Raw genomic sequence first — 20,700 nt, 5'->3', positions numbered from 1 at the left:
ATCGCCGCGGTCCATTGCACGATCGGTTTCCGCCGCCATACATTGGCGTAGGGCGCCTTATACCAAGGCATAAGCCGGGCGCGCGCGAGGTATGCGCCGGGCGCCGATTCGCCCGATCGCGCCGCTCTCGCGCCCCGAATCTGTGCGTATGCACAAAAAGGCGAACCGGCTCATCCCGGAGCGGCGTCGCCTGGGCCGAACGCGGCGGCCAGCGAGAACACGAAGCGCGTACCGCACGGCGTATTCGGTTCGACGTCGAGCGTGCCGCCATGACGCTCGACGATCGAGCGGCAGATCGACAGCCCGAGTCCCATGCCCGTCGCCTTGGTCGTCACGAACGGTTCGAACAGCGAATGGGCGACCGTGGCGTCGAGTCCCGGTCCCGTATCGGCGACCGTGATGCGCGCGCGGCCGTCGTCGTCGATCGTACTCGACAGGTCGAGCAGCCGCTCGGGCGACGCCGCGCCGCCCATCGCCTCCACCGCATTGACGATCAGATTGAGCGCGACCTGCTGGATCTGGATGCGATCGCCCTTCACGAAGCAACCCGACGCGATGCGGTTGCGCACCTCCACGTCGTGATGATCGACTTCGGCGCCCGCGAGCAGCAGCGCTTCCGACACCGCGCCGCGCAAGTCGAACACCGTGAGGCGCGGCGGCACGTTGCGCGCGAGTTCGCGCATGCCGTGAATCACGTCCGAGGCGCGCTGGCTTTCGTTCGCGACGAGTTCGAACAGCTTGCGCGCCTCGTCGACGGCGGGCGGCTCGCGATTGAGCCAATGCACGCCCGCCGATGCCGACGAATGAATCGCGCTCACCGGCTGGCTGATTTCGTGCGCGATGGACGCCACGAACTGGCCCATCGTCGTAAGCCGCGTCACGCGCGCCAGTTCCGCCATCGCGTTGCGCAACGCTTCCTCGGTGTGCGCGATCCGCTGATTCTGCTCGACCATGTCGTGATAAAGCCGCGCGTTTTCGAGCGCGATCGCCGCCTGCGCGCCGAGTACCGAGAGCACGGCGATTTTGTCGTCGGTGAAGGCGTTTTGGCTGAGGCGGTTCTCCAGAAATAGCAGGCCGACCAGCCCGCCCTGACGCAGCAGCGGCATGCACAGCAGCGACTTCACGCGCGTGCGGCGCACGTAGTCGTCGCGCGTGTAAGCACCGTCGCCGGCCGCGTCGCCCAGCGCGAGCGGCTGACCCGTGCGCATCACCGTGCGCAGTACCGTGAGCGGCAAATCCTCGCTCGACACCGCGCGCCGCACGACGTTGACTTCCGCGAGTTCGGCGAGCGTCACTGCTTCGGCGTGGATCTGCCAGCGTGTCTCGCGCGATGCATCGCCCGGCGGCGCTTCGTGCTGCAATGCCAGCACACAGCGCTGCGCCCCGGCGTGTTCGAGCGTGACGAGCACCAGCGTTTCGATCAGGCGGCTCAGCACGATCTCGCTCGACAGCGCGCTCGACGCCTTGATCACCGCCGCCACATCGAGTTGCTGCGCCGGATAGTCCGCGCTCGCCGCCAGCGCGCCCGCAGCGCTTTCCGGTTTCGCGCCGCGCTCCGTAAGCGCGCGCACCTTCGCGTTCGCGCCCCACCACGCGTAGGCGTGCGAGGCGTCGCGCAGGTACGCGTCGGCAACCGTGGCGAGTCCCTGTTGCCGATGAAAATCCGCCGCGAGTTCGCAGGCAATGGCCTCGACATGCAGGATGCGCCGTTCGTGCGCGTGGCGAATCGCCTTGTTGTAGAGCCGCTCCGCATCGCCCGCGCGGCCATCGATGCGCGCGATCTCGGCTTCGACCAGCGCGGCGCGGCCCGTGAGATTCGCGGGCCCCACACGCGCCCACCCGGCCAGTTGCGCATGATGCGCATCGAGCGCCGCGCGATGCGCCGCCGCTTCGGCGGGCGCGGCCGCGAGCATGTACGCCTTCGCCCGCGCGAGCGCGCCGAAGAAGCGATATTCGATCAATTCGAGGAACATGCGCGAGGCGCCGATCGCGCGCTGCGCCGCCGCCTCCGCTTCGAGCGCCGCCGCCAGATCGCCGCCGATCACGCTCGCCTGCAACCTGCAGGTCCAGTACGCGAAGCCCACGCTCGTCGCGTTCGACTTCACGAGTTCGAGGTCGCGCTGCGCTTCTTCGTCGACGGCGTGCATGTCGCGTCCATCACGTCCATCACGTCCATCACGCCCATCACGCACCTGCTCGATCAACGCAATCTGCGCGCGGAAGATTCCCGAGTACAGAAAGAACTTGGACAGCCGCGCCACGTTCAGGCCGTTCTGCGCCTGCACGAGCACCTCGTCGAGCGGACGGCCAGCCAGCAGCAGCACGCTCGTCACGTTGCGCGCGCCCGAGACGTCGAACACCAGATCGCCGCTTTCGCGCGCGACCTTCGTGGCCTGCTCGATATAGGGCATGCCGTCTTGCGCGGGCCGCGTCCACGGAATCACGAGGCTGCCGAAGCGCATGTAGATGCGCGACCTGTAGCGCGACTGCCCGCAGCGATCGACGATATCGACGGCCAGCTGCGCGAATTCATAGCCGGTCTGGTGATCGCCGTAACGCTCCGCGAACACCAGATTCAGGCAGACGAAACCATAAGCCGCCGAATCGGACAAACCGTGCCGCACGCTCAGCAGCGCCATGTTCAGCAGGATCACGTCGAGCAGATTGACGTCGATGAACAGCGCGGGCGGAATCAGGTCCGCGAGCACGTCGAGCGCCGCGCGCCAGAGCGGATCGTCCACCCAGCCGAGCGTTGCGAGCTGCGCCACGGGCCGCTCGCCGAGCGCGTCGCGCAATTGCGCATGCAGTGCGTGGACCACCTCGTCGCCGGGCCGCTCGTCGATACGCACGCCGAGGCGCGCGAGAAAATCGAGCCCCGTCGCGAGCGCCTGGGTCTGGCGGCTCTGCGCCGTTTGCAGACTGGCCGTCAACCGCGTGAGTTCGGCGCGCAGCGTCATGCCGATGGGCTTGCGCGCGAGCGTGCTCAGACGCGCCTCGGCGGGCGCCAGCGTGCCGATCAGGCATTCGACGTCGGCGCGATAGAACTCGGTCCATTGCGCGATTTCGGCGTCGGCGTGGGCGTCGATCAGCGCGGCGGCCGTTTCGAAATAGACGAGCGCCGAGGTGTACGCGGTCGCCGCCTTCGCCCGTTCGCCCGCCAGCAGATTGAGGCGCGCGAAGCGGGCGCGTTCGTCGGCGTCCTCGATGTGCGCCGCGCCGCGATTGATCTGGTTGGCGACCACGAACAGCTCGTCGGTGGGCGCGTCCTCGCGCAGACGCATCGCGAGGCGGCGGCCCGCGTCGAGATGCGTGCTCACGCGCGCGGCGTCGCTCATCGACGCATAGGCGGCCTCGCGAATGCGATCGTGCGCGAAACGCAGCACCTGCGCATCGCGGTCGATCAGCGACGCGTGCAGCGCTTCGTGCAGGCTCGCCTGCGCCGCGTCCACGCTCAGGCCCGCGGCGGCGGCGAGATCGTCGAGCTTCACGGCCGCGCCCAGACACGCCATCACCTGAAGCGCGCGCCGCGCCGCCGCGCCCAGCCGCGCGAAACGCAGCAGCATGAGGTCCGCGACATTGTCCGAATAGAGCTTCGCGCGGATGCCGTCGACATCGCGCAGCCGCAGCGTGCCTTTCTGCTCGAACTCGATCAGTCCTTCGCTCGACAGTTCGGCCGCGAATTGCAGCGTGAAAAACGGATTGCCGCCGGTCTTTTCGCGGATCAGATCGATCACCGGATGCGCGGCATCCAGTTCGCAGCCGAGCGTGTCGCCGATCAGTTGCACCACGTCGCCGCGGTCGAGCGGCTCCACCGCCAGCACCTGATGGCGGCCGCGCGCCTCGCCGATCAGACGCGCGACCGCGTGCTCGGCGCCGACTTCGTTGCTGCGATACGCCGCGATCAGCATGACGTGCGCCAGTTCGTCGTCGCGCGTCAGATGGTCGAGCACCGTGAGCGTGCCTTCGTCCGCCCATTGCAGGTCGTCGAGGAACAGTACGACGCTGCGCCCGGGCTGCGCGAGTCCCTTGAGCAGATCGGCGAGCGTGCGCAGATAACGCGCGCGGTCCACGTTGAACGTGGCATCGTCGCCGTGCGCCGGATCGCCCAGAATCAGCTTCAGGTCGGGCAGCAGCGCATAGAGCAGGCTCGCGCGCGCGCCGAGGCGTGCGGCGAGACGCGCGCGCGTGGCCGCGAAGCCGGCGTCGTCCTGACCGAGAATCGGATGGATCAGGCGTTCGAGCGCGCGGGCCAGCGCGCCGTATGGCAAGGTCGAATCGAGCTGTTCGCAGACGCCGCGCGCAAAGGCGATCGCCGCCGCGCCGGTCGCGTTGGCCCATTGCGCGACCAGCGCCGACTTGCCGCTGCCCGAATAGCCGCTCACGAACACAAGTTCCACACCGCCGCTTTCGCTCACGCGGCGCAAGGTCGCGTCGAGCGCGTCGAGTTGCGCGCGTCGTCCGTACAGCGCGCCCGCGCGGCGGCCGACCGCCACCGTCGCGTGCAGATCGAGCGGAAAAGCCGGGGGATTCGCGGGCCGGTTTGCGGGCCGGTTTGCGGGCGGATTCGCGGCGGCATCGGCGGCATCGGCGGATTCGACGGGTTCGGATGGTTCAGCGGATTCAACGCCCGCAACGGTTCGCGCGCAGCGTGCGAGATCGGCGAGCAAGCCCGTCGCGGATTGATAGCGCTCGTCGGGATTCTTCGCGAGCAGCTTCATGACGATCGCCTCGACCTGACGCGGCAGCCCGAGCGCATACGCCGATGGCCGGATCGGCGGCTTCGCGAGATGCGCATGCGCGAGCGCGATACGGTCCGCGCCCGTGAGCGGCAGCACGCCGGTCAGCATTTCGTAGAAGAGGCAGCCGAGCGAATAGAGGTCCGCGCGGCCATCCGGCGCGCGGTCGGCGCGCGCGCAGCGCTCCGGCGACATGTACTCCATCGCCCCGCGCCAGCCCGGCAGCGCCTCATGCGCGACGTCGGCATCGGCACGCTGCGCGCAACCGAAGCCCGTGAGACAGGCCGAGCGTTCGTCCGCGTCGAGCAGAATGTTGTCGGGGTTCAGATCGCCATGCACGAGCCCGGCCCGATGCAGCGACGCCACCGCCGCAGCCATCGCCATCGACACGCGCAGGAAGCGCCCGGTCTTCTGCGGCGCGCCCCAGCGCTGCCGCAGCGGCGTGCCGCCCGTATCCTCAAGCGCCAGCGCGAAGCGGCCGTTCTCGCGCAACTGCGCGAGCGGACGCGCGGCCCAGGGCGCGGCCAGACCCCCGCGCAACGCATATTCGTGCTCGAGTTGCGCCACCTGCGCGCGCTGCGCGAACTCGTCCTGCGCGACCGCGAACAGCAGGCGGCTGCCTTCGCGATCGACGCCGCGATACAGCGCAATCGGCCCCGCACGCAGCAGCGTGACCTGATAGTCGGCGAGTTGCTGGAGGCTCGCGTCGGGGTGGCTCATACGGCGGCGGCGTCGAGCGCCGAGAGTTCGAAGCAGAAGGTCGCGCCGGCGTCGTCGTTGTTGAAGGCCCAGATCGTGCCGCGATGCTCGTCCACGATCGAGCGGCAAATCGAGAGCCCGAGGCCCATGCCGTCCGACTTCGTCGTGAAGAACGGCTCGAACAGCCGGTCGATGATATCGGCGGGAATGCCGGTGCCGGAATCGCTCACCGACACGCGCACCGCGTGCGTGCCCGACAATTCCGCCGAGATCCGCAGCACGCGCGCGCCGCCCGCCGAACGCAGGATCGAATGCATGCCGTTGAAGACGAGGTTCATCAGGACCTGCTGAATCTGGATCTTGTCGGCGGCCACCCTCGGCAGTTCGCCGCCGGTCACCACGCGCAGGCGAATGTCGTTCTTCTCCAGTTCCTGACGCACCAGCGCGACCACTTCGGCCACCGTCTGCGTCATGTCGATGGCGGCGCGGTTCGAGCGCTCCTTGCGCGCCAGCGCGCGCAGCCGGTTGATGACCTCGCTCGCGCGATCCGCATCGCTGACGATGCGCGCGAGATTCGTGCGCGCCTCGTCGAGCGACGGCACCGCGCGGTTCAGCCAGCGCATGCCCGCTTCGCCGTGCGTGATGATCGCCATCAGCGGCTGCTTGAGATCGTGCGCGATCGAAGCGGTCAGCTCGCCGAGCGTGGACACGCGCGTCACGTGCGTGAGTTCCGCCTGCGCGCGCAGCAACGCGTTCTGCGCCTGATGGATCTCGGTCATGTCGGCGAGCGCGCCCACGTACTCGACCGCTTTCGACTGCGCGTTGCCGACCGGCCGCGCGACCATGCGCAGATACTTGATCGCGCCGCGCGCCACGCACACGCGGTACTCGACTTCGACGATCGACGCGCGCGCCTCGGCCTCGCGCAGCGCGCGCCGGACCTGCTCGACATCGTCGGGATGAATGCGCTCCAGCATGAAGTCCATATGCGGCTGGCGTGGCTCGCTCACTTCGAGAATGCGCCACGTCTGCGCGGAACACGTCATGTCGCGCGACTCCACGTTCCAGCCCACGCTGCCGATATTGCTCAGGCGCTGCGCTTCCGAGAGATACATCTCGCTGCGCCGCAATGCGTCTTCGGAGGCGCGCCGCTCGGTCACGTCAGTGGTCGAGCCGATATATTCGCGCGCGGCGATTTCGCCGTTGCCCTGCGTTTGCGCCGCCGCGACAGTATCGTTCGCGACGGCACCCTCGCCGCCTTCGCGGCTCGACCACGGCCGGAAAATCACCTGCAAGCGACGCACCGCGCCATTGCCCTGCACCGTCGAAAATTCGAAGCTGTGCATGCCGTCTTCGCAGATCGCATTCGCAAATACTTCCTTGAAACGCAGCCGGTCCTCGATCTGTACGCGCTCCAGACACATTTCGAGCGTCGGGCTCGCGCACGCCACTTCCACGCCCCACAGTTCATAGTTCTCGCGCGACCACAGCATCTCGCCCGTCGTCGCGTTCCAGATCCACGTGCCGGTCTTGCTGATGCGCTGGCCTTCTTCCAGAAACGCCTCGCTGCGCCGCAGCCGTTCTTCGGTGTGACGTCGCTCGATATTCTCGCGCTTGAGCGCCGAATACAGGCGCGCGTTCTCGATCGAAATAGCCGCCTGCGAAGCCAGCATGTTCATCAGATTCACGCGCGCGACATCGAACACATAGGGCGTGATGCCGTTTTCCATATACAGCACGCCGACGAGTTCGCCGTGCCGCAACAGCGGCAGGCACAACAGCGAACGGCAGCGTCCTGCAATCAGATAACGGTCGTCGCGGAAGTCGTTCGGCTCCGCACCGTCTTCGATCACGACGTTCTCGCGCACGCGCATCACATGGCGCACCACCGTGAGCGGCAGCACGCTTTCGCACAGGCCGAGATCGTTCGCGCGTACCGTAATGCCGCTTTTGTCGAAACCCGCTTCGGCCGCGATGCGAAAACTCTCGCCCGACCAGAGGATCAGCAATGCGCGCTGCGCGCCGCTATGGCGCACGGCGATGCGCATGAACGCCTGCACGAGCTTGTCGAGATCGATCTCGCTCGATACGGCCTGCGAAAGCTGCACCATCGCCGCCACGTCGACCGTGCCGAGCGGCGCGATCTGCGCCGCCGCGCCGCGCACCGAGACCGCCGGTTCGCGCAGATGCTGGAACGCTTGTTCGAGATTGCGCACCTTGGCGTCGGCGCCCCAACGCGCGTAAGCGTCGCGCGCCGAACGCAGACACGCCTGCGCCAGCGAACGCAATTCGCGCCGCGCGTAGAAGTGCGCGGAAAACTCATGCGCGATCGCCTCGCAATGCGGCTGGCCGTTCTCGCGCGCGAGCGCAATCGCGCGCTCGTACGCCTGACCGGCCTGCTCGACATCGCCGACCAGACGCGCGTATTCGGCCATCACCAGCGCATGGCGGCTGCCGTAGTTCTCCGGCGAACTGTCGGCCCATGCCTTGAGCCGATCCATCGAGCCGACCAGATCGGCTTGCGCGCTTTCGGTCAGGCCTTCCACGCGCTCGTCGAGCACGCGCAGAATCGACAGCGCGCGAATGAAGTGATACGTGACTTCGATCGGCATCGCCATGACCGCGCCCAGCATCGGCTCGATCTCGTGGGCCCGCTCCAGCACCGTCGCGAAACGGTTGTGCAGAAAGTCTTCCTTCATCTCCATGATCGCGGCGAACGCAATGCCGCAACCGAACTGCGCTTCGCGCACGCTATCGACGAGTTCGCGATGCGTCGACGTAATGCCCGCGCCGCCCGGCTCGATGCCCTGCAAACGCAGCAGGAACATCAATTCGAGTTCGATGGTGACGCAGATGGCCTTGTTGCGCAGCTCGTTCGCGAAGCGCGCGTTCTCGCGGCCCAGCGCGATCACTTCGCTCAAATGCTCGCCCCGCTCGTACGCGAGCCAGATGCCTTCGAAGGCGATATAGCCCGCGTAGATGAAATCACCGGCTTCCACGCACTGGCTCATCGCGCGGCTGAGCACGGGAATCGCGGTGCGAAACGGTCGCCGCCAGATCAGCACGTGATCCGCATGCAGATGCAGCAGCGTGCCGTTCAGACGCGCCTCGCCATAGCGCTCGTTGACCTCCAGCGAGAGCTCGGAGAACTGCAGCGCGAGATCGAAATCGCGCGCGCTGCCCACCAGCAGCAGCGCGAAAATGGCGTATACGTAGCCCGACAAACGCGTGTTGCCGTGCGCGAGACTCAGCTCGGTGGCCTTGAGCACGAGCATCGGAAACAGATTCGAGACGCCGATATACGCGCTCGGAATCGCATCGATGATGAGACCGATCACCGCTTCGTGCATCGGGTCCTGCACGCAGCCGCGCGTGAGCAGATCGCGCATCGGACGCACGCGGCACTGCGCGCGCAACGCAGCGAGTTGCTGCTGCACGGTCGCGTCGTCGAACGCTTCGTTGCGTACGTCCACATCAAGCAGCGCGAGCGCATGGAAGGTCGTTTCCACCGCCAGCCGGTAATCGCCCGCCGCCTGATGAATGCGGATCTCCATGCGCATCGCGCTCGCGCGTTCGAGCAGATTCGCGGCATAGCCGCGCGCCGTGCGCGCCGTGTCGATGGCGCGATGAAAATCACCGGTCAGATACTCGCACTCCGCGAGATCGAGATGCAGCTTGAACACGTCGAGGCTCGCGCCGCCCACGCCGTACTGCACGATGAGCTTCTCGGCCTGGGCGAAATACTCGCGCGCCGAACTCCACGCGGCGGCCGCCTTCGCGGCGTTGCCCGCGATCACGTCGAGTTCCGCGAGGCGCGCGCGGTCGGCGCACGACAGCCGGCGTTGCGAGCGGTTCAAGTGACCCACGGCCTCGAACACTTCGGCGGTCGCGGGCGCCACGGGCATGGCCGAGAGCAGACGCGTGCCGATCTGCGCATGCGCCGCTTCGCGTTCGGCCTCGCCGAGCATGGCGTACGACGCCTCCTGCACGCGGTCGTGCACGAAGCGATACGCGTCGCCCTTGCGCGAGACGAGTCCCGCCGATTCCGCCTCGCGCATCGTCGCGAGCACCTGGCCGCTCTCCAGCCCGAGCACCCGCGCGAGCGAGCCCACGCGCGCCGTGCCGCCGAGGCAGGCGAAGATCGACAGCACGCGCTTGGTGTCTTCGTGCAGGCGCGTGAGGCGGATCGTCAGCAGATCGACCACGTTGCCCGTATAGCCCTTGTCGCGAATGCGGTCGAGGTCCCACGTCCAGCCCACGCGGAACACGTCGGAGACAATCAGGCGCTCCTGAATCAGCTCGCGCAGGAACTCGATCGTGAAGAACGGATTGCCGCCGCTCTTCTCGAAGATCACCGAAGCCAGCGGCGCGACCACGCCCGGCCCTTCGTCGAGCGCTTCGGCAATCAGGCTCACGATGTCGGGCAGCGCGAGCGGCCGCAGACCGATGCGCTCGGTCACCTTGCGGCCGAACAGAATGCTGTTCAGGCGCTCGCTCGCCACGCGCGAACGGCCGAGTTCGATGCTTCGGTGCGCGAGCACCAGCAGCAGATTGCGCAACTCCGCATCCGACGACAAACCGTCGATGATTTCGAGCGTGCCGGAATCGAGCCATTGCACGTCGTCGAGAAACAGCACGAGCGGGCGCTGCTTGTCCGAGAACAGCATGAGAAAACGCTTCACCACCAGCAGAAAACGATTGGTGGCTTCCTGCGGCGGCAAGGCCGCACACGCCGGCTGCGGCCCGACAATCGCGCCGATCTCCGGCACCAGATTGACGATCAGTTGTCCGCTCTTGCCGACCGCCTCCTCGAACCGCGCGCGCCACAGCGCGATTTCCGGCCCCGTCTTGCGCAGCAGCGGCCGCACGAGACCGCGCAGCACCTGCACGAAAGCCGCATAGGGAATGCTGTCGTTGTATTGATCGAATTTGCCCAGCGTGAAATGCACGCCCGCCGCGCCGATATTGCGCTTGAATTCATCGATGAAAAAGGTCTTGCCGACGCCCGGCTCGCCTTCCACGATCACCGCCATCGCGTCGCCGGTTTTGCGCACGCGTTCGAGCGCCCCGTGCAATTGCTCCAGTTCGCGCTGGCGCCCATAGGTGCGCACCGGAAACACCGCGCGCGATTTGCGGTCGCCGCGCCCAAGCGATGCCGGCGAAATCTCGACGCCCTGTGTGAGTTCTTCGAGGCACAATTGCAGATCGGCTTCGACGCCCGCCGCCGTCTGATAGCGGTCGTCGGCGGCCTTCGCGAGCAGCTTGCTGATGACGAATTCGATCTGCGGGCGCAGGTCGGGCACGCTGTTGCGCAACGGCCGCGGCGTGCTGACGAGGTGCGAATACACCCACTCCTCCCGCTCGCGCGCCTCGTAGGGCATGTGCCCGGACAGCAGTTGATAGAGCAGCACGCCGAGCGCGTAAAGATCGCTGCGCGGATCGCCATGCTGGCTCGCCGTGCTGGTGCGTTCGGGCGCGAGATAGGGCAGCCGGCTCATGGCGATCACGCCGCCCTCGCCGCACGCCACGCCGTTGCCGAAGGCGCTCGACGCGTTGCCGAAACCCGTGATCCACACGCGCGAATCGCTGCCCGCGAACAGATTGGCGGGACACAGCGTGTTGTGCACGAGACCTTGCGCGTGCATGCCCTTGAGCGCGGCGGACAGCGACACGGCCAGCGATAGAAACTGCCGCAGCGAGCGGGCGTTCGCGATCTCGCGGCTCAGCGGCGTGGCCTCGCAATGCTGGAGCGTCAGCAGAAACTGGCCGCCGTTGCGAAACAGCTCGCGCGGGCACAGCCCCCATTCCGGATCGATCGCTTCGCGCAGGCTGTATTCTTTTTCGAACGAGGCGAGCAGGGCGCGCGTGTCGGCGGCCGCGGACGGCACCTTCACGAACAGCGGCTGTTCACAGCCTTCGGCAATGGCGCGCCAGAGCGTCTGGTCGTCGTCGCGCTGCAGCAGCTCCGCGCCGATCACGCGTCCATAGATATCCGCCGCGCCGGTCGCTTCCCAGCCCGGAATCTCGTTGCTGGCCAGCCGCTGCGCCAGTACGGCCATAAAAGTCTCCGTCAAAAGCGTGCCTGCGCCGCCGCGCTGATGACTTCCATCTTGCGCACCAGATCGGCGACCGACTGCGCTTCGAGCTTGCGCATCGCCGAACTGCGATGGATCTTGATGGTGATTTCGCTAAGGTTCAGCTCACCGGCGATCTGCTTGTTCAGCAGCCCTTCGACGACGTACGACACCACTTCGCGCTCGCGCGCCGTCAGCAGGTCGTAACGCGCGCGCAGCGACGCCTCGGAGCGGTTGCGTTCGAGCCACGCCGCGTGACGGCCGATGGCGCTCGAGACCGCGTCGATCACGCGCTGGTCGCGCACCGGCTTGGTCAGGAAATCGAGCGCGCCGGCCTTCATCGCACGCACCGACATTTCGATGTCGCCGTGCGCCGTCATGAAGATGATCGGCATGTCTACCTGATGCTGGCGCGCGCTCTGCTGAAACGTGAGCCCGCTCTCGCCGCGCAGACGCACGTCGAGCAGCAGGCAGCTCGGCGCGGCCGGTCGCGGCGCCGAAAGAAATTCCTCGATCCGCGTGAAAGTCTGCACGCTGAAGCCCGACGAGCGCAGCAGACTCGAAAGCGCCGCGCAGATCGACTCGTCGTCGTCGATCACGTAGACCATCGCGTCGTCGACCTTCGGCGCAGCGTGATATGCATTGTTCTCCATCGATGTTCCCCATGCAGCTCTGCACGATGCCTGACCCCGACGCCCCGACGCCAGCGCAGGTTGGCCAATTCTGTTACCGGTGTTCTGTTCTTGTTATGACGATGCCGCTTGCCGAAGCGCGTTTGACAGCGTGCCCGCTGTTAGGCCCGCTGTTATGCCCGCTGTCGTGCTCGTTATCGAACGCGTTATCGAACTCGTTAAGGCGGCCATGTCGCGCCATCCGTCTGCAGCGCGCGGACCTTGCGCACCAGTTCGGCGGTCGTGCGCGCCGCAAGCTTCTTCATCACCCGCGCGCGATAAATCTTCACGGTCATTTCGCTGAGTTCGAGCTGGCTCGCCGTCGCCTTGTTCATGTTGCCCGCCGCCACCAGCACGGCGATGTCGCGTTCGCGCGGCGTCAGCGTCGAGAACTGCTCGCGCAGCGTGCTCGCCAACGTTTGCGCCTTCAGGCGCGCCGCGTCGCGCGCCAGTGCCTCGGTTACCGCCTCGATCATGTCCTGCTCGCGAAACGGCTTCGCGAGGAAATTCACCGCACCGCCCTTCATCGCGCGCACCGACATTTCCACGTCGCCATAACCGGTCATGAAAATGATCGGCATGAAAATCGCGTTTGCCGCCGCCCACTGCTGGAATTCCAGCCCGCTTTCGCCTTTGAGGCGCACGTCGAGAATCAGGCAGCTCGGCACCTCGGCTCTTGCATACGCGCGAAACGCACTCGTCGATGCAAACGCGGCCACGCGAAATCCCACCGATTCCAGCAGGCTCTTGAGCGCTTCGCGCAGCCGGTCGTCGTCGTCGATCACGTAGACGGTGGCCGCGTCGGTTGCCGCGCCGGTCGGCGTGTCGCTCACGACTTGTCCTCCTGATTCACCACCACCATCAGCGCCCTCGCGTCCGCGCCCGCCGCAAAGCAGCGATGCGGCAGCGCCGAATCGAAATAGAAGCTGTCTCCCTGTTCGAGACGGATCATCCTGTCTTCTTTATCGATCACGATTTCGAAATCGAGTTGTCCTTCGAGCACGAACACGAATTCCTCGCCCGGATGCTCGAAAAAATAATCGTGCTGCGCGTGCGCGGAAAACGTGAAATACAGCGGCTCCATGCGCTTGCGCGCCATATGATGCGCGAGCGTCGCGTATTCGAAACCGAGCGCGGCATCGTCTTTGGCCACCGGCTTGCGCTCGCCATTGCGCACGATCGAGACGCGCCGGTCGGCTTGCTCGGCCTGCGCGGGCGAGCGGTCGACGAAGAAATAGCTGAGGTCTTCGCCAAGGCAGCGCCCGAGCCGCGCCAGCGACGCGAACGGCGGCGCGCGCACGCCGCTTTCCATGCTGCGCAATTGTTCTTCGGTAAAGCCCGACAACGCCGCCAGCGTTTTCAGATCGATACGCCGCGCGAGCCGCAATGCCTTGAGGCGCGCGCAGATTTTGGCTTCTTCCTGAGCGATCGCATCGTCAGACGCGCCGATGTCGCGAACGTGCGTCGTCGCGCTGCTCGCCGTCGCGAGGCTGCGCTCGTCACGTTCGCTACCGATTTGGACCATATCCCACTCCACCGCGATGCCTGGCCCCGCGCGATGAAACCCCTCGCGGCACGGCACGGAGAAATGCCTATGAAATAGATTCGAATTGATTTTGTAATGTTTGAGTCGCAACCGGATGTTGCCCGATCGCGCCGATCCGGCGTGAGCGAGCGGCCCGAACGACTGTCGTGCCGATGTGCGCCCAGCCCGGCTCTTGACCCGGCTCGTGACCCGCCTGGAATGATAGCTGCTCACCGAGGTGAACCCTACATATACGTCCGTATGGTTTCGGGGCTTTTTGCCGTCAGGTAAGCTTGAACCGCGTACACGCGACGGATCAGCCGTTCCGCCCTCCGGCACGCCATGGGAGAGACAGTTTTGTGTACGCCAACAGTGATCTGGGTGGTCGACGACGACGCGTCGGTCCGCTCGGGCTTGTCGAGCCTCTTGAGGTCGCTCGATTACGAAGTCGTGACTTTCGAATCCGGCGCGGAGTTGTTGGCCGCCGTTGCGCGCGCGCGCCCCGCCTGCATTATCTCCGACGTGCAGATGCCGGGCATGAGCGGCGTGGACATGTTCGCGCGCCTGATCGACGCGACACAGCCCATCCCCACGCTTTTCATCACCGCGTATCCGATGCCCGAACTGCGCCAGCGCGCGCTGGCGCTGGGCGCGAACGCCTTCCTCATCAAGCCGGTCAGCGTAGCCGATCTGACCAGCGCACTGCACGCGGCGCTTTCGCATTGACTCGTGCGCGCGACGCGCGCGGTGCCTCTCGCACTTCACGGTGCTTTCCATTTTCATACGCGGCTCACACTGTGGGACGACGCACGCGCAGCGGTGTTTGCGCGCGTGCCGATGTTCGCGTACGTCGCGCTTTGCGCATCACAAAGCGCGATGCCGGATAACCCGAGGTATGCACCGCAGTTTCCTTTCGTATAGGGGATGAACACCGAAGGTCTGATGGCTGCGCGTCAGGCCGCGGGCTATGCTTTTTTGCAACCCGGGCAACGCTGCACGCACTGCCCTGGCACCACGTTCTTCCTTCAAACGTCAACAGGTGATGCCATGACGCTTCGCTCCAAACTTCTTGCGGCAGCCGCCGCCGCGCTGCTTTCTTCCGCCGCGTTCGCCCAGACCGCCGCCAACGCCGATGCCCCGGCGCTCACCAAGGAACAGATCCGCGCCCAAATGAAGGCCGATCACGCCGCCAACGTGGCGCTGGCCAAGAAGGTGCGTCAGGCGATCTACAGCACGAAGGCGCTCAACGACACCGACATCGCCGTGTTCGCGAAGGCGCGCACCGGCAAGGTCGTGCTGGCCGGCACGATCCTCGACGAGTCGCAGGACCAGATTGCTCAGGACACCGCATCGAAGGTCGCTGGCGTGCAAACGGTCGCCAGCAAGCTGATGACGTACGAAGCACCCTGATCGCGTGACGAGCGGCGCGCGCCACACGCGCCGCGCCTTATCGTGGTGACGAGGCCGTCGCTGTCTTCATGGCGCGACGGCCTCGCGCAATACCGCCTCCATCTGCACAAGCAGTTCCGGCAGCGCGCCATAACTCGCGTGCGTGATCCGCAGGACGCCGTCGAGCGCGCAAACGCCGATCACCTGTCGTCGGCGAAGCCCGACGACACGAGCGGTCCCCATAACGCTTCGAGCTTCAGCCCCGCATAGCTCGACGGAATCGGCGCATCGCCGAGATTCGACAGCAGCACGTCGAATGCAAGCACATGGCCGAGGAAGCCCGCCGCGTGCTCGACCGAGGGTTGCGTCGCCATCACCGCATCGAGGCCCTTCAATTCCTTCACGACGTTTTCGCGCGCTTGCGCACGATCGAAACGTTGGACACGTTCGACACAGCCGGTTCGTCGGCAAATTCATGAGGTTCGTTCTGCATGAGCGTCATGAGCTGAACGCGAATCGCCAGATGACGAACGCGCCTGAAAGAAACGGCCTTGCATTTCAGCACGCGTTTGTATCTCGCATATTTCAGTTCGACGCGCATTTCACGCCTGTTTTCAGGCGTCGATTCGATCGCGCACGTCGCGCTTATGTATCTCAGTGTGTCGAAACCGCGTGGCAGATACATAGCCTTGCAATTCGCGCATGACGGGACACATGCCAGATAAGTTGACCCGGTCTAATGCGTCCTGTCGTCAATTCAGTCCTCAATTCCGAATCATTACCCACCAGGGAACCCATCATGGAAAACACCGCAAAAGTGCTCTACACGGGCAAGACTCACACCACCGGCGGCCGCGACGGCGCCGCGCGCAGCAGCGACGGCCGACTGGACATCAAGCTCTCCGCACCCGGCTCGTCCGCGCCGGGCACGAATCCGGAACAACTGCTGGCAGCGGGCTGGTCGGCCTGCTTCATCGGCGCGATGGGTCTCGCTGCGAGCAAGCTCAAAGTGGCACTGCCGAAAGACGCGGCCGTCGATACGGAAATCGATCTCGTCGTGAACGACGGCTCGTATTCGCTACAGGCACGTCTGAATGTCTCGTTGCCCGGCCTCGACGCCGAGACCGCGCAAGCGCTCGCGCACGCCGCGCATCAAACCTGCCCGTACTCGAAGGCCACGCGCGGCAACATCGAAACGACGATCACGGTCGTCTGAAGCAGCAGGCGAGCCGCGCGCAAGCACGAAAAAGCGCGCGCTCGCCGACATGAAACAAAGAGGGAATATCGGCCGCCCCGCCGGTGTTCTATTCAGGCGAATTTCAGCCAACACAAGCGTCGCCCCATGGAATCCAGCGAGAATCTCGAATCGGCTCCGATGCACGAGCGCGTGCGCCGCATGAGTCTTGTGCGCGCCGCGCGCACGCCGAGCCGTGGCCGCGCCGTTCAGGACGGGACGTCACGCTGATGACCGTCGCCGACCTGTCCGCCCTTCTGCCCGCCATGCTGCCGCGTTTATGGTCGTTCGCGCTGCGCATCTCCGGCGATCAGCACGACGCCGAAGACCTCGTGCAGCGCGCCTGCGTACGCGGGCTCGAACGCGCACATCAATTGCAGCCGGGCACCGCGCCGCTGAGCTGGATGTTCTCGATCGTGCAATCCACGTGGATCAACGAGCTGCGCGCGCGCAACGTGCGCAACCGTTCGGGCATGGACTGGGACGATGGCTTTCTGGAGACGGTGCCGGACCCGTCCGCGCGCACGCCCGAGGAACAGGCGATGAACGGACAGATCATCGCGGCCGTGCAGCAGTTGCCCGAAGTGCAGCGCGTGGTGATGCTGCTCGTTGCCGTAGAAGGACTCAGTTACAGCGAAGCGGCCGAGGTGCTCGGCGTGCCCATCGGCACGATCATGAGCCGGCTTTCACGGGCTCGCCAGGCGATCGGCGCCCTGATCGAAGGACAGAAGAAGAAAAGCGCATAACCGGCGTGGCCAATAGTGAGGAACCTGGGGCATGAATATGGATGACGTCCTGCTCATGGCGTACGTGGACGGCGAACTCACGCCGCGCGAGCGCGAGAACGTGGAGAAGACGATGAGCGTGTCGCCCGACGTCGCGCGGCGCGTGGCCTGCCTCCAGGCGTCGGCGCTGCGGTATCGGCATGCGTTCGCGCATCAGCGGCTGCCGCCCGTGCCCGAGCGGCTCGCGCAACGCGTCGCGGAACTGAGCCGCGCATATGGCGGCACGCAGAACGGCGCAGATGACGTCGCGCTCGCGTCGACGGCGGACATCACGCCCATCGGCGCGCTAAAGCGCAATCCGGCGGCCAACGCGCAACATCATGCGAACGCTGCAATGCAAATTTCAACGCGAGCACGCAACGCGCAACGCACGCGCTTCGCGTGGCCGCGCTTTGCCTGGCCGTTCCTCGCCGGTGCGTTCACGTGCGCCGCGTGCGGCGCGCTCGTGCTCAGCCTGGCGCCGGGATGGCTGCCGGGCGACGGCGCGCATCCTGTTGCCGTGGCCACGTCCGCGCCCGGCGTCATGCCGTGGGTCGCCGCAGCGGTCAACTATCAGCGCCTCTATACGCGCGACACGGTTTCCAGCGACATGCCCGACATGACGGTGGCGGCGCGCGTGATCGAGCAGATTCACAGCGACGACGGCGTGCCGCTGCGCGTGCCCGATCTGCGCGCGGCGGGCCTCACGTTCAAACGCATTCAACGCCTGCGCTTCAACACCAAGCCGCTCGTGCAGATCGTCTATCTGCCGAAAACCGGCTTGCCGGTTGCGCTCTGCGTGATGAAGGACGACAGGCCCGATACGGCGATGAAGCGTCAGCACGTGGACAGCCTCAACGTGCTCACGTGGCGGCGCGCCAATCTGAGTTACGCGCTGATCGCCGCGCTCGACGACAACGCGCTCTCGGCCATCGGCAAGCAGATCGCCGAAGGCCGCGACGACGAAGTACTCGGCCAGCGATCCGCGCCGCCCGAAATCACCGCGAGTTAATCCGGCGGTCACACCGCCAGCGGCGAGCCCGAGTGACGAAAGTCCGAAGGCGGCTCGCCGTATTGCTGCTTGAACAAGCGGCTGAAGTGCGCGGCCGTGGCGAAGCCGCATTGCCACGCAATCTCCTGAATCGACACGCCCGCCGCCGGATCGCTGCGCAGCAGGTGCGCGGCGCGTGCGAGCCGCGCTTGCCAGACGTAACGCATCGGCGTGCCGCCTTGCGCGCGAAACACGCGTTGCAGATGCTGCGGCGAGACGTGAACCGCGCCGGCAATCGCCGCCGTGTCGAGTCCCGTATCGCCGATGTGTTGCTCGATAAAGCGCTTCGCCTGCCAGATCAGCGCGTCGGAACTGCGTCGTGCCGCCCGTGCATCGGGGTCGAGTACGGCGTGTTGAATCAATTCGATCAATTGCTCGCCCATCATGGTTTGCGTATGGCGGCTGGGCGCGACGGTCTGCGCGGCCATGCACTGGATAATGTCGCGCGTCGCCTGTACGTCCGCGCAGCGCGCGTCGACCGTCAGCGGCGCGGGCTTCGAATACTGCACGCCGCGCTCGCGCAGCGCCGCTTTCGGAATGCGTAGCACGGTGAGGCGCGCGCGCTCGTCGAAGATTTCGGTGAACGGCCACGCGGGATCGATCACGAACAGGCTGCCCGCATCGAAACGCCGGATCGCGTCGCGGCTGCGCACGTGAACATGACCCGCCGTCACGAGCTTCACGAACAGCCAGTCGCCTTGCCACGACGCGCGTTCCGTGCCGACCGGCGTGAGCGTGAGCACCGCGAGATCGGCCAGCGAGAAACCGACTGCGCCGAGCCGCCAGCCCTTCACGCGCGACATCGCCGGCCGGCGTGCATCGAACTCGCAATGCAAGCCGTGAACGTTGAGCATGACGTCCGACCAGATTTCGCTCGCGTGCGGATCGCCGTCGAGCGTCATCTCGTGCTTCTCGAAGTTCATGGCTGGCTTCCTTGTTGTCGAATTCCGCGTTCGGCGTTACGCCGCCGCGCCCGGAACGAATATCGCCTGCGTTTCGAGGTACGCTTCGAGCCCTTCGCGTCCGCCTTCCCGACCGATGCCCGAACGCTTCATGCCGCCGAACGGCACGTTGGGCGCAATCTCCACGCCGTTGATACCGACGTTGCCCGTACGTAAGCGGCACGCCACCTCGAATGCGCGCTCGCCATCCGCGCCGAACACCGAACCGCTCAAACCGTAGTCCGAGTCATTGGCGATCTCGACTGCCTGATCGACGCTGTCGTACGGCAGGATCGACACGACCGGGCCGAAGATTTCCTCGCGCGCGATCGCCATGGTCGACGTCACGCGGCTGAACACCGTGGGCGCAACGTAAAAGCCGCGCTCGAATCCCGCATTTCCGGAGCCGCCCGTCACGAGCGCCGCGCCTTCGGCGATGCCGCGTTCGATATAGCCGCGTACACGCTCGCGCTGCGTAGCATTGAGCACGGGACCGATGGCCGTATTGGCGTCATGCGGATCACCCACCTTCATGCGCGCGACGACACTTGCATACGCCTCGGCGATTTCGTCGTGACGATGACGAGGCACGAGCACGCGCGTCTGCGCGAAGCAGATCTGCCCCGAGAACGGCATCGTGAACGGCACGAGCGCCGCCAGCGCGGCGGGCAGATCGACATCGTCGAGCAGAATCGCTGCCGACTTGCCGCCGAGTTCGAGCGTCACGCGCGCGAGCCGGTCAGTCGCCGCGCGCTGAATCCATTGGCCCGTCGCCACGCTGCCGGTAAAGCTGATCTTGTCGATATCGCGCGACTGCACGAGTTGCGCGCCCGCTTCGCGTCCCGCCGTGACCACGTTGAGCACCCCGGGCGGAATGCCCGCGGCCGCCGCGCATTCCGCGATGATGAGCGCGTCGAACGGACACTCGGGCGGCGACTTCACGACCATCGTGCAGCCGGCCGCCAGCGCCGCGGCGATCTTCTGCGAGACGATGGGAAAGGTCGCATTCCACGGCGCAATCAGCGCCGCGACGCCCACCGGCACGCGGCGCACGCAGGCGCGCCCGCGCTGCGTCGGCCGCCAGTCGTCGAACGCATAGTGCTCGGCGAGCGTGGCGAAAAAATCGAAGCGGCTCGCGCCAAACGGCGTGAGCTTCTGCGCGAACGACGCGGGCGCGCCGACCTGATCGGTCCAGAGTTGCGCGAGCAACGGCAGGCGCTCGCGCAACGCCTGCGTCAGCCGCTTCAGATAGCCGGCGCGTTCCGGTCCGGACAGACGCGGCCACGGCCCGTGATCGAACGCGCGCCGCGCCGCCGATACTGCGCGCCCGATGTCGACGGCATCTGCGAGCGGCACGGACATGAACGGCGTTTCGGTTGCCGGAGAAATGATCGTGTGACGTTGATCGGAATGACTCGATACCCAATCGCCATCGATAAAGAATCGTTGGCGGACATTCGACGAAAGTGCGGTGCAGGACTCGGACATGATCGTTTGCCAGATGAACTTCGAAAGGAGTAGCGGCCTCGCACGGCGGCGAAACCTCGCGATGAATCGAGCGTACGGTGTGTCGATTCATGGCAAACGAGTGTATCGATCGCATTCGCGTGAGGCTT

General features: G+C 66.0%; 14 protein-coding genes. 5 read left to right on the top strand and 9 right to left on the bottom strand.

Annotated features, from left to right (window positions below):
• Positions 1-170 precede the first annotated feature (170 nt).
• The 5 genes from G5S35_RS27750 to G5S35_RS27730 all read right to left on the bottom strand — a co-directional run bounded on the left by G5S35_RS27750 (position 171) and on the right by G5S35_RS27730 (position 13,705).
• On the bottom strand, positions 171-5,456 hold the full coding sequence (locus tag G5S35_RS27750) for a trifunctional serine/threonine-protein kinase/ATP-binding protein/sensor histidine kinase (protein WP_183039528.1): 5,286 nt from the start codon (positions 5,454-5,456) through the stop codon (positions 171-173).
• Positions 5,453-11,494, bottom strand: coding sequence for a trifunctional serine/threonine-protein kinase/ATP-binding protein/sensor histidine kinase (locus G5S35_RS27745; protein ID WP_183039527.1), 6,042 nt, complete (start codon positions 11,492-11,494; stop codon positions 5,453-5,455). The genes G5S35_RS27750 and G5S35_RS27745 overlap by 4 nt, the downstream gene beginning before the upstream one ends.
• A gap of 11 nt (positions 11,495-11,505) precedes the next feature.
• Complete coding sequence (locus G5S35_RS27740; protein ID WP_065058684.1) at positions 11,506-12,162, bottom strand: response regulator transcription factor; 657 nt, start codon at positions 12,160-12,162, stop codon at positions 11,506-11,508.
• Between the two features lie 197 nt (positions 12,163-12,359).
• Entirely contained in the window at positions 12,360-13,013 is a 654-nt protein-coding gene (locus G5S35_RS27735; RefSeq protein WP_183039526.1) for a response regulator transcription factor, read from the bottom strand.
• On the bottom strand, positions 13,010-13,705 hold the full coding sequence (locus G5S35_RS27730; protein ID WP_183039525.1) for a helix-turn-helix domain-containing protein: 696 nt from the start codon (positions 13,703-13,705) through the stop codon (positions 13,010-13,012). The genes G5S35_RS27735 and G5S35_RS27730 overlap by 4 nt, the downstream gene beginning before the upstream one ends.
• 357 nt (positions 13,706-14,062) lie before the next feature.
• On the opposite strand from G5S35_RS27730, the gene G5S35_RS27725 reads away from it, so the two are divergent.
• Both G5S35_RS27725 and G5S35_RS27720 read left to right on the top strand, forming a co-directional pair.
• Positions 14,063-14,431, top strand: coding sequence for a response regulator (locus tag G5S35_RS27725; RefSeq protein ID WP_237181505.1), 369 nt, complete (start codon positions 14,063-14,065; stop codon positions 14,429-14,431).
• 198 nt (positions 14,432-14,629) lie between these two features.
• A complete protein-coding gene (locus G5S35_RS27720) occupies positions 14,630-15,115 on the top strand; it encodes a BON domain-containing protein (protein WP_237181503.1) in 486 nt (161 codons plus the stop codon).
• Between the two features lie 179 nt (positions 15,116-15,294).
• Here the strand turns inward: G5S35_RS27720 and G5S35_RS27715 are convergent, their stop codons facing one another.
• Both G5S35_RS27715 and G5S35_RS39595 read right to left on the bottom strand, forming a co-directional pair.
• Positions 15,295-15,498: a hypothetical protein gene (locus tag G5S35_RS27715; RefSeq protein ID WP_065058678.1), complete on the bottom strand. Its 204-nt coding sequence runs from the start codon at positions 15,496-15,498 to the stop codon at positions 15,295-15,297.
• Entirely contained in the window at positions 15,495-15,695 is a 201-nt protein-coding gene (locus G5S35_RS39595; protein ID WP_074986937.1) for a hypothetical protein, read from the bottom strand. The genes G5S35_RS27715 and G5S35_RS39595 overlap by 4 nt, the downstream gene beginning before the upstream one ends.
• Before the next feature lie 198 nt (positions 15,696-15,893).
• Between G5S35_RS39595 and G5S35_RS27710 the strand changes: the two genes are divergently transcribed.
• The 3 genes from G5S35_RS27710 to G5S35_RS27700 all read left to right on the top strand — a co-directional run bounded on the left by G5S35_RS27710 (position 15,894) and on the right by G5S35_RS27700 (position 18,104).
• Positions 15,894-16,310 carry an organic hydroperoxide resistance protein gene (locus tag G5S35_RS27710; RefSeq protein ID WP_065058673.1) on the top strand — a complete coding sequence of 139 codons (417 nt, stop codon included), beginning with the start codon at positions 15,894-15,896 and terminating at the stop codon, positions 16,308-16,310.
• 248 nt (positions 16,311-16,558) lie between these two features.
• The gene (locus tag G5S35_RS27705; protein WP_074986938.1) at positions 16,559-17,074 is read left to right on the top strand and encodes an RNA polymerase sigma factor; all 516 of its coding nucleotides are present in this window, start codon (positions 16,559-16,561) and stop codon (positions 17,072-17,074) included.
• 31 nt (positions 17,075-17,105) lie between these two features.
• Positions 17,106-18,104, top strand: coding sequence for an anti-sigma factor family protein (locus tag G5S35_RS27700; RefSeq protein ID WP_183039523.1), 999 nt, complete (start codon positions 17,106-17,108; stop codon positions 18,102-18,104).
• An 8-nt stretch (positions 18,105-18,112) separates the two neighbouring features.
• Here G5S35_RS27700 and G5S35_RS27695 read toward each other — a convergent pair whose 3' ends face one another.
• The gene (locus G5S35_RS27695; protein WP_065058668.1) at positions 18,113-19,066 is read right to left on the bottom strand and encodes an AraC family transcriptional regulator; all 954 of its coding nucleotides are present in this window, start codon (positions 19,064-19,066) and stop codon (positions 18,113-18,115) included.
• A 36-nt stretch (positions 19,067-19,102) separates the two neighbouring features.
• The gene (locus tag G5S35_RS27690; protein WP_074986940.1) at positions 19,103-20,572 is read right to left on the bottom strand and encodes an aldehyde dehydrogenase; all 1,470 of its coding nucleotides are present in this window, start codon (positions 20,570-20,572) and stop codon (positions 19,103-19,105) included.
• Positions 20,573-20,700 lie beyond the last annotated feature (128 nt).

It is taken from the genome of Paraburkholderia tropica, assembly GCF_014171495.1.
GTDB lineage: Bacteria > Pseudomonadota > Gammaproteobacteria > Burkholderiales > Burkholderiaceae > Paraburkholderia > Paraburkholderia tropica.
Note: the sequence above shows the minus strand (reverse complement) of the source record. Positions and strands in the feature narration are given on the sequence as shown.

Bases quoted from the DNA above. Each gene is read 5' to 3' on its own strand.
- G5S35_RS27750 (WP_183039528.1), bottom strand. From the start codon at position 5,456: ATGAGCCACCCCGACGCGAGCCTCCAGCAACTCGCCGACTATCAGGTC.
- G5S35_RS27745 (WP_183039527.1), bottom strand. From the start codon at position 11,494: ATGGCCGTACTGGCGCAGCGGCTGGCCAGCAACGAGATTCCGGGCTGG.
- G5S35_RS27740 (WP_065058684.1), bottom strand. From the start codon at position 12,162: ATGGAGAACAATGCATATCACGCTGCGCCGAAGGTCGACGACGCGATG.
- G5S35_RS27730 (WP_183039525.1), bottom strand. From the start codon at position 13,705: ATGGTCCAAATCGGTAGCGAACGTGACGAGCGCAGCCTCGCGACGGCG.
- G5S35_RS27720 (WP_237181503.1), top strand. From the start codon at position 14,630: ATGAACACCGAAGGTCTGATGGCTGCGCGTCAGGCCGCGGGCTATGCT.
- G5S35_RS39595 (WP_074986937.1), bottom strand. From the start codon at position 15,695: ATGCGCGTCGAACTGAAATATGCGAGATACAAACGCGTGCTGAAATGC.
- G5S35_RS27710 (WP_065058673.1), top strand. From the start codon at position 15,894: ATGGAAAACACCGCAAAAGTGCTCTACACGGGCAAGACTCACACCACC.
- G5S35_RS27705 (WP_074986938.1), top strand. From the start codon at position 16,559: ATGACCGTCGCCGACCTGTCCGCCCTTCTGCCCGCCATGCTGCCGCGT.
- G5S35_RS27700 (WP_183039523.1), top strand. From the start codon at position 17,106: ATGAATATGGATGACGTCCTGCTCATGGCGTACGTGGACGGCGAACTC.
- G5S35_RS27695 (WP_065058668.1), bottom strand. From the start codon at position 19,066: ATGAACTTCGAGAAGCACGAGATGACGCTCGACGGCGATCCGCACGCG.
- G5S35_RS27690 (WP_074986940.1), bottom strand. From the start codon at position 20,572: ATGTCCGAGTCCTGCACCGCACTTTCGTCGAATGTCCGCCAACGATTC.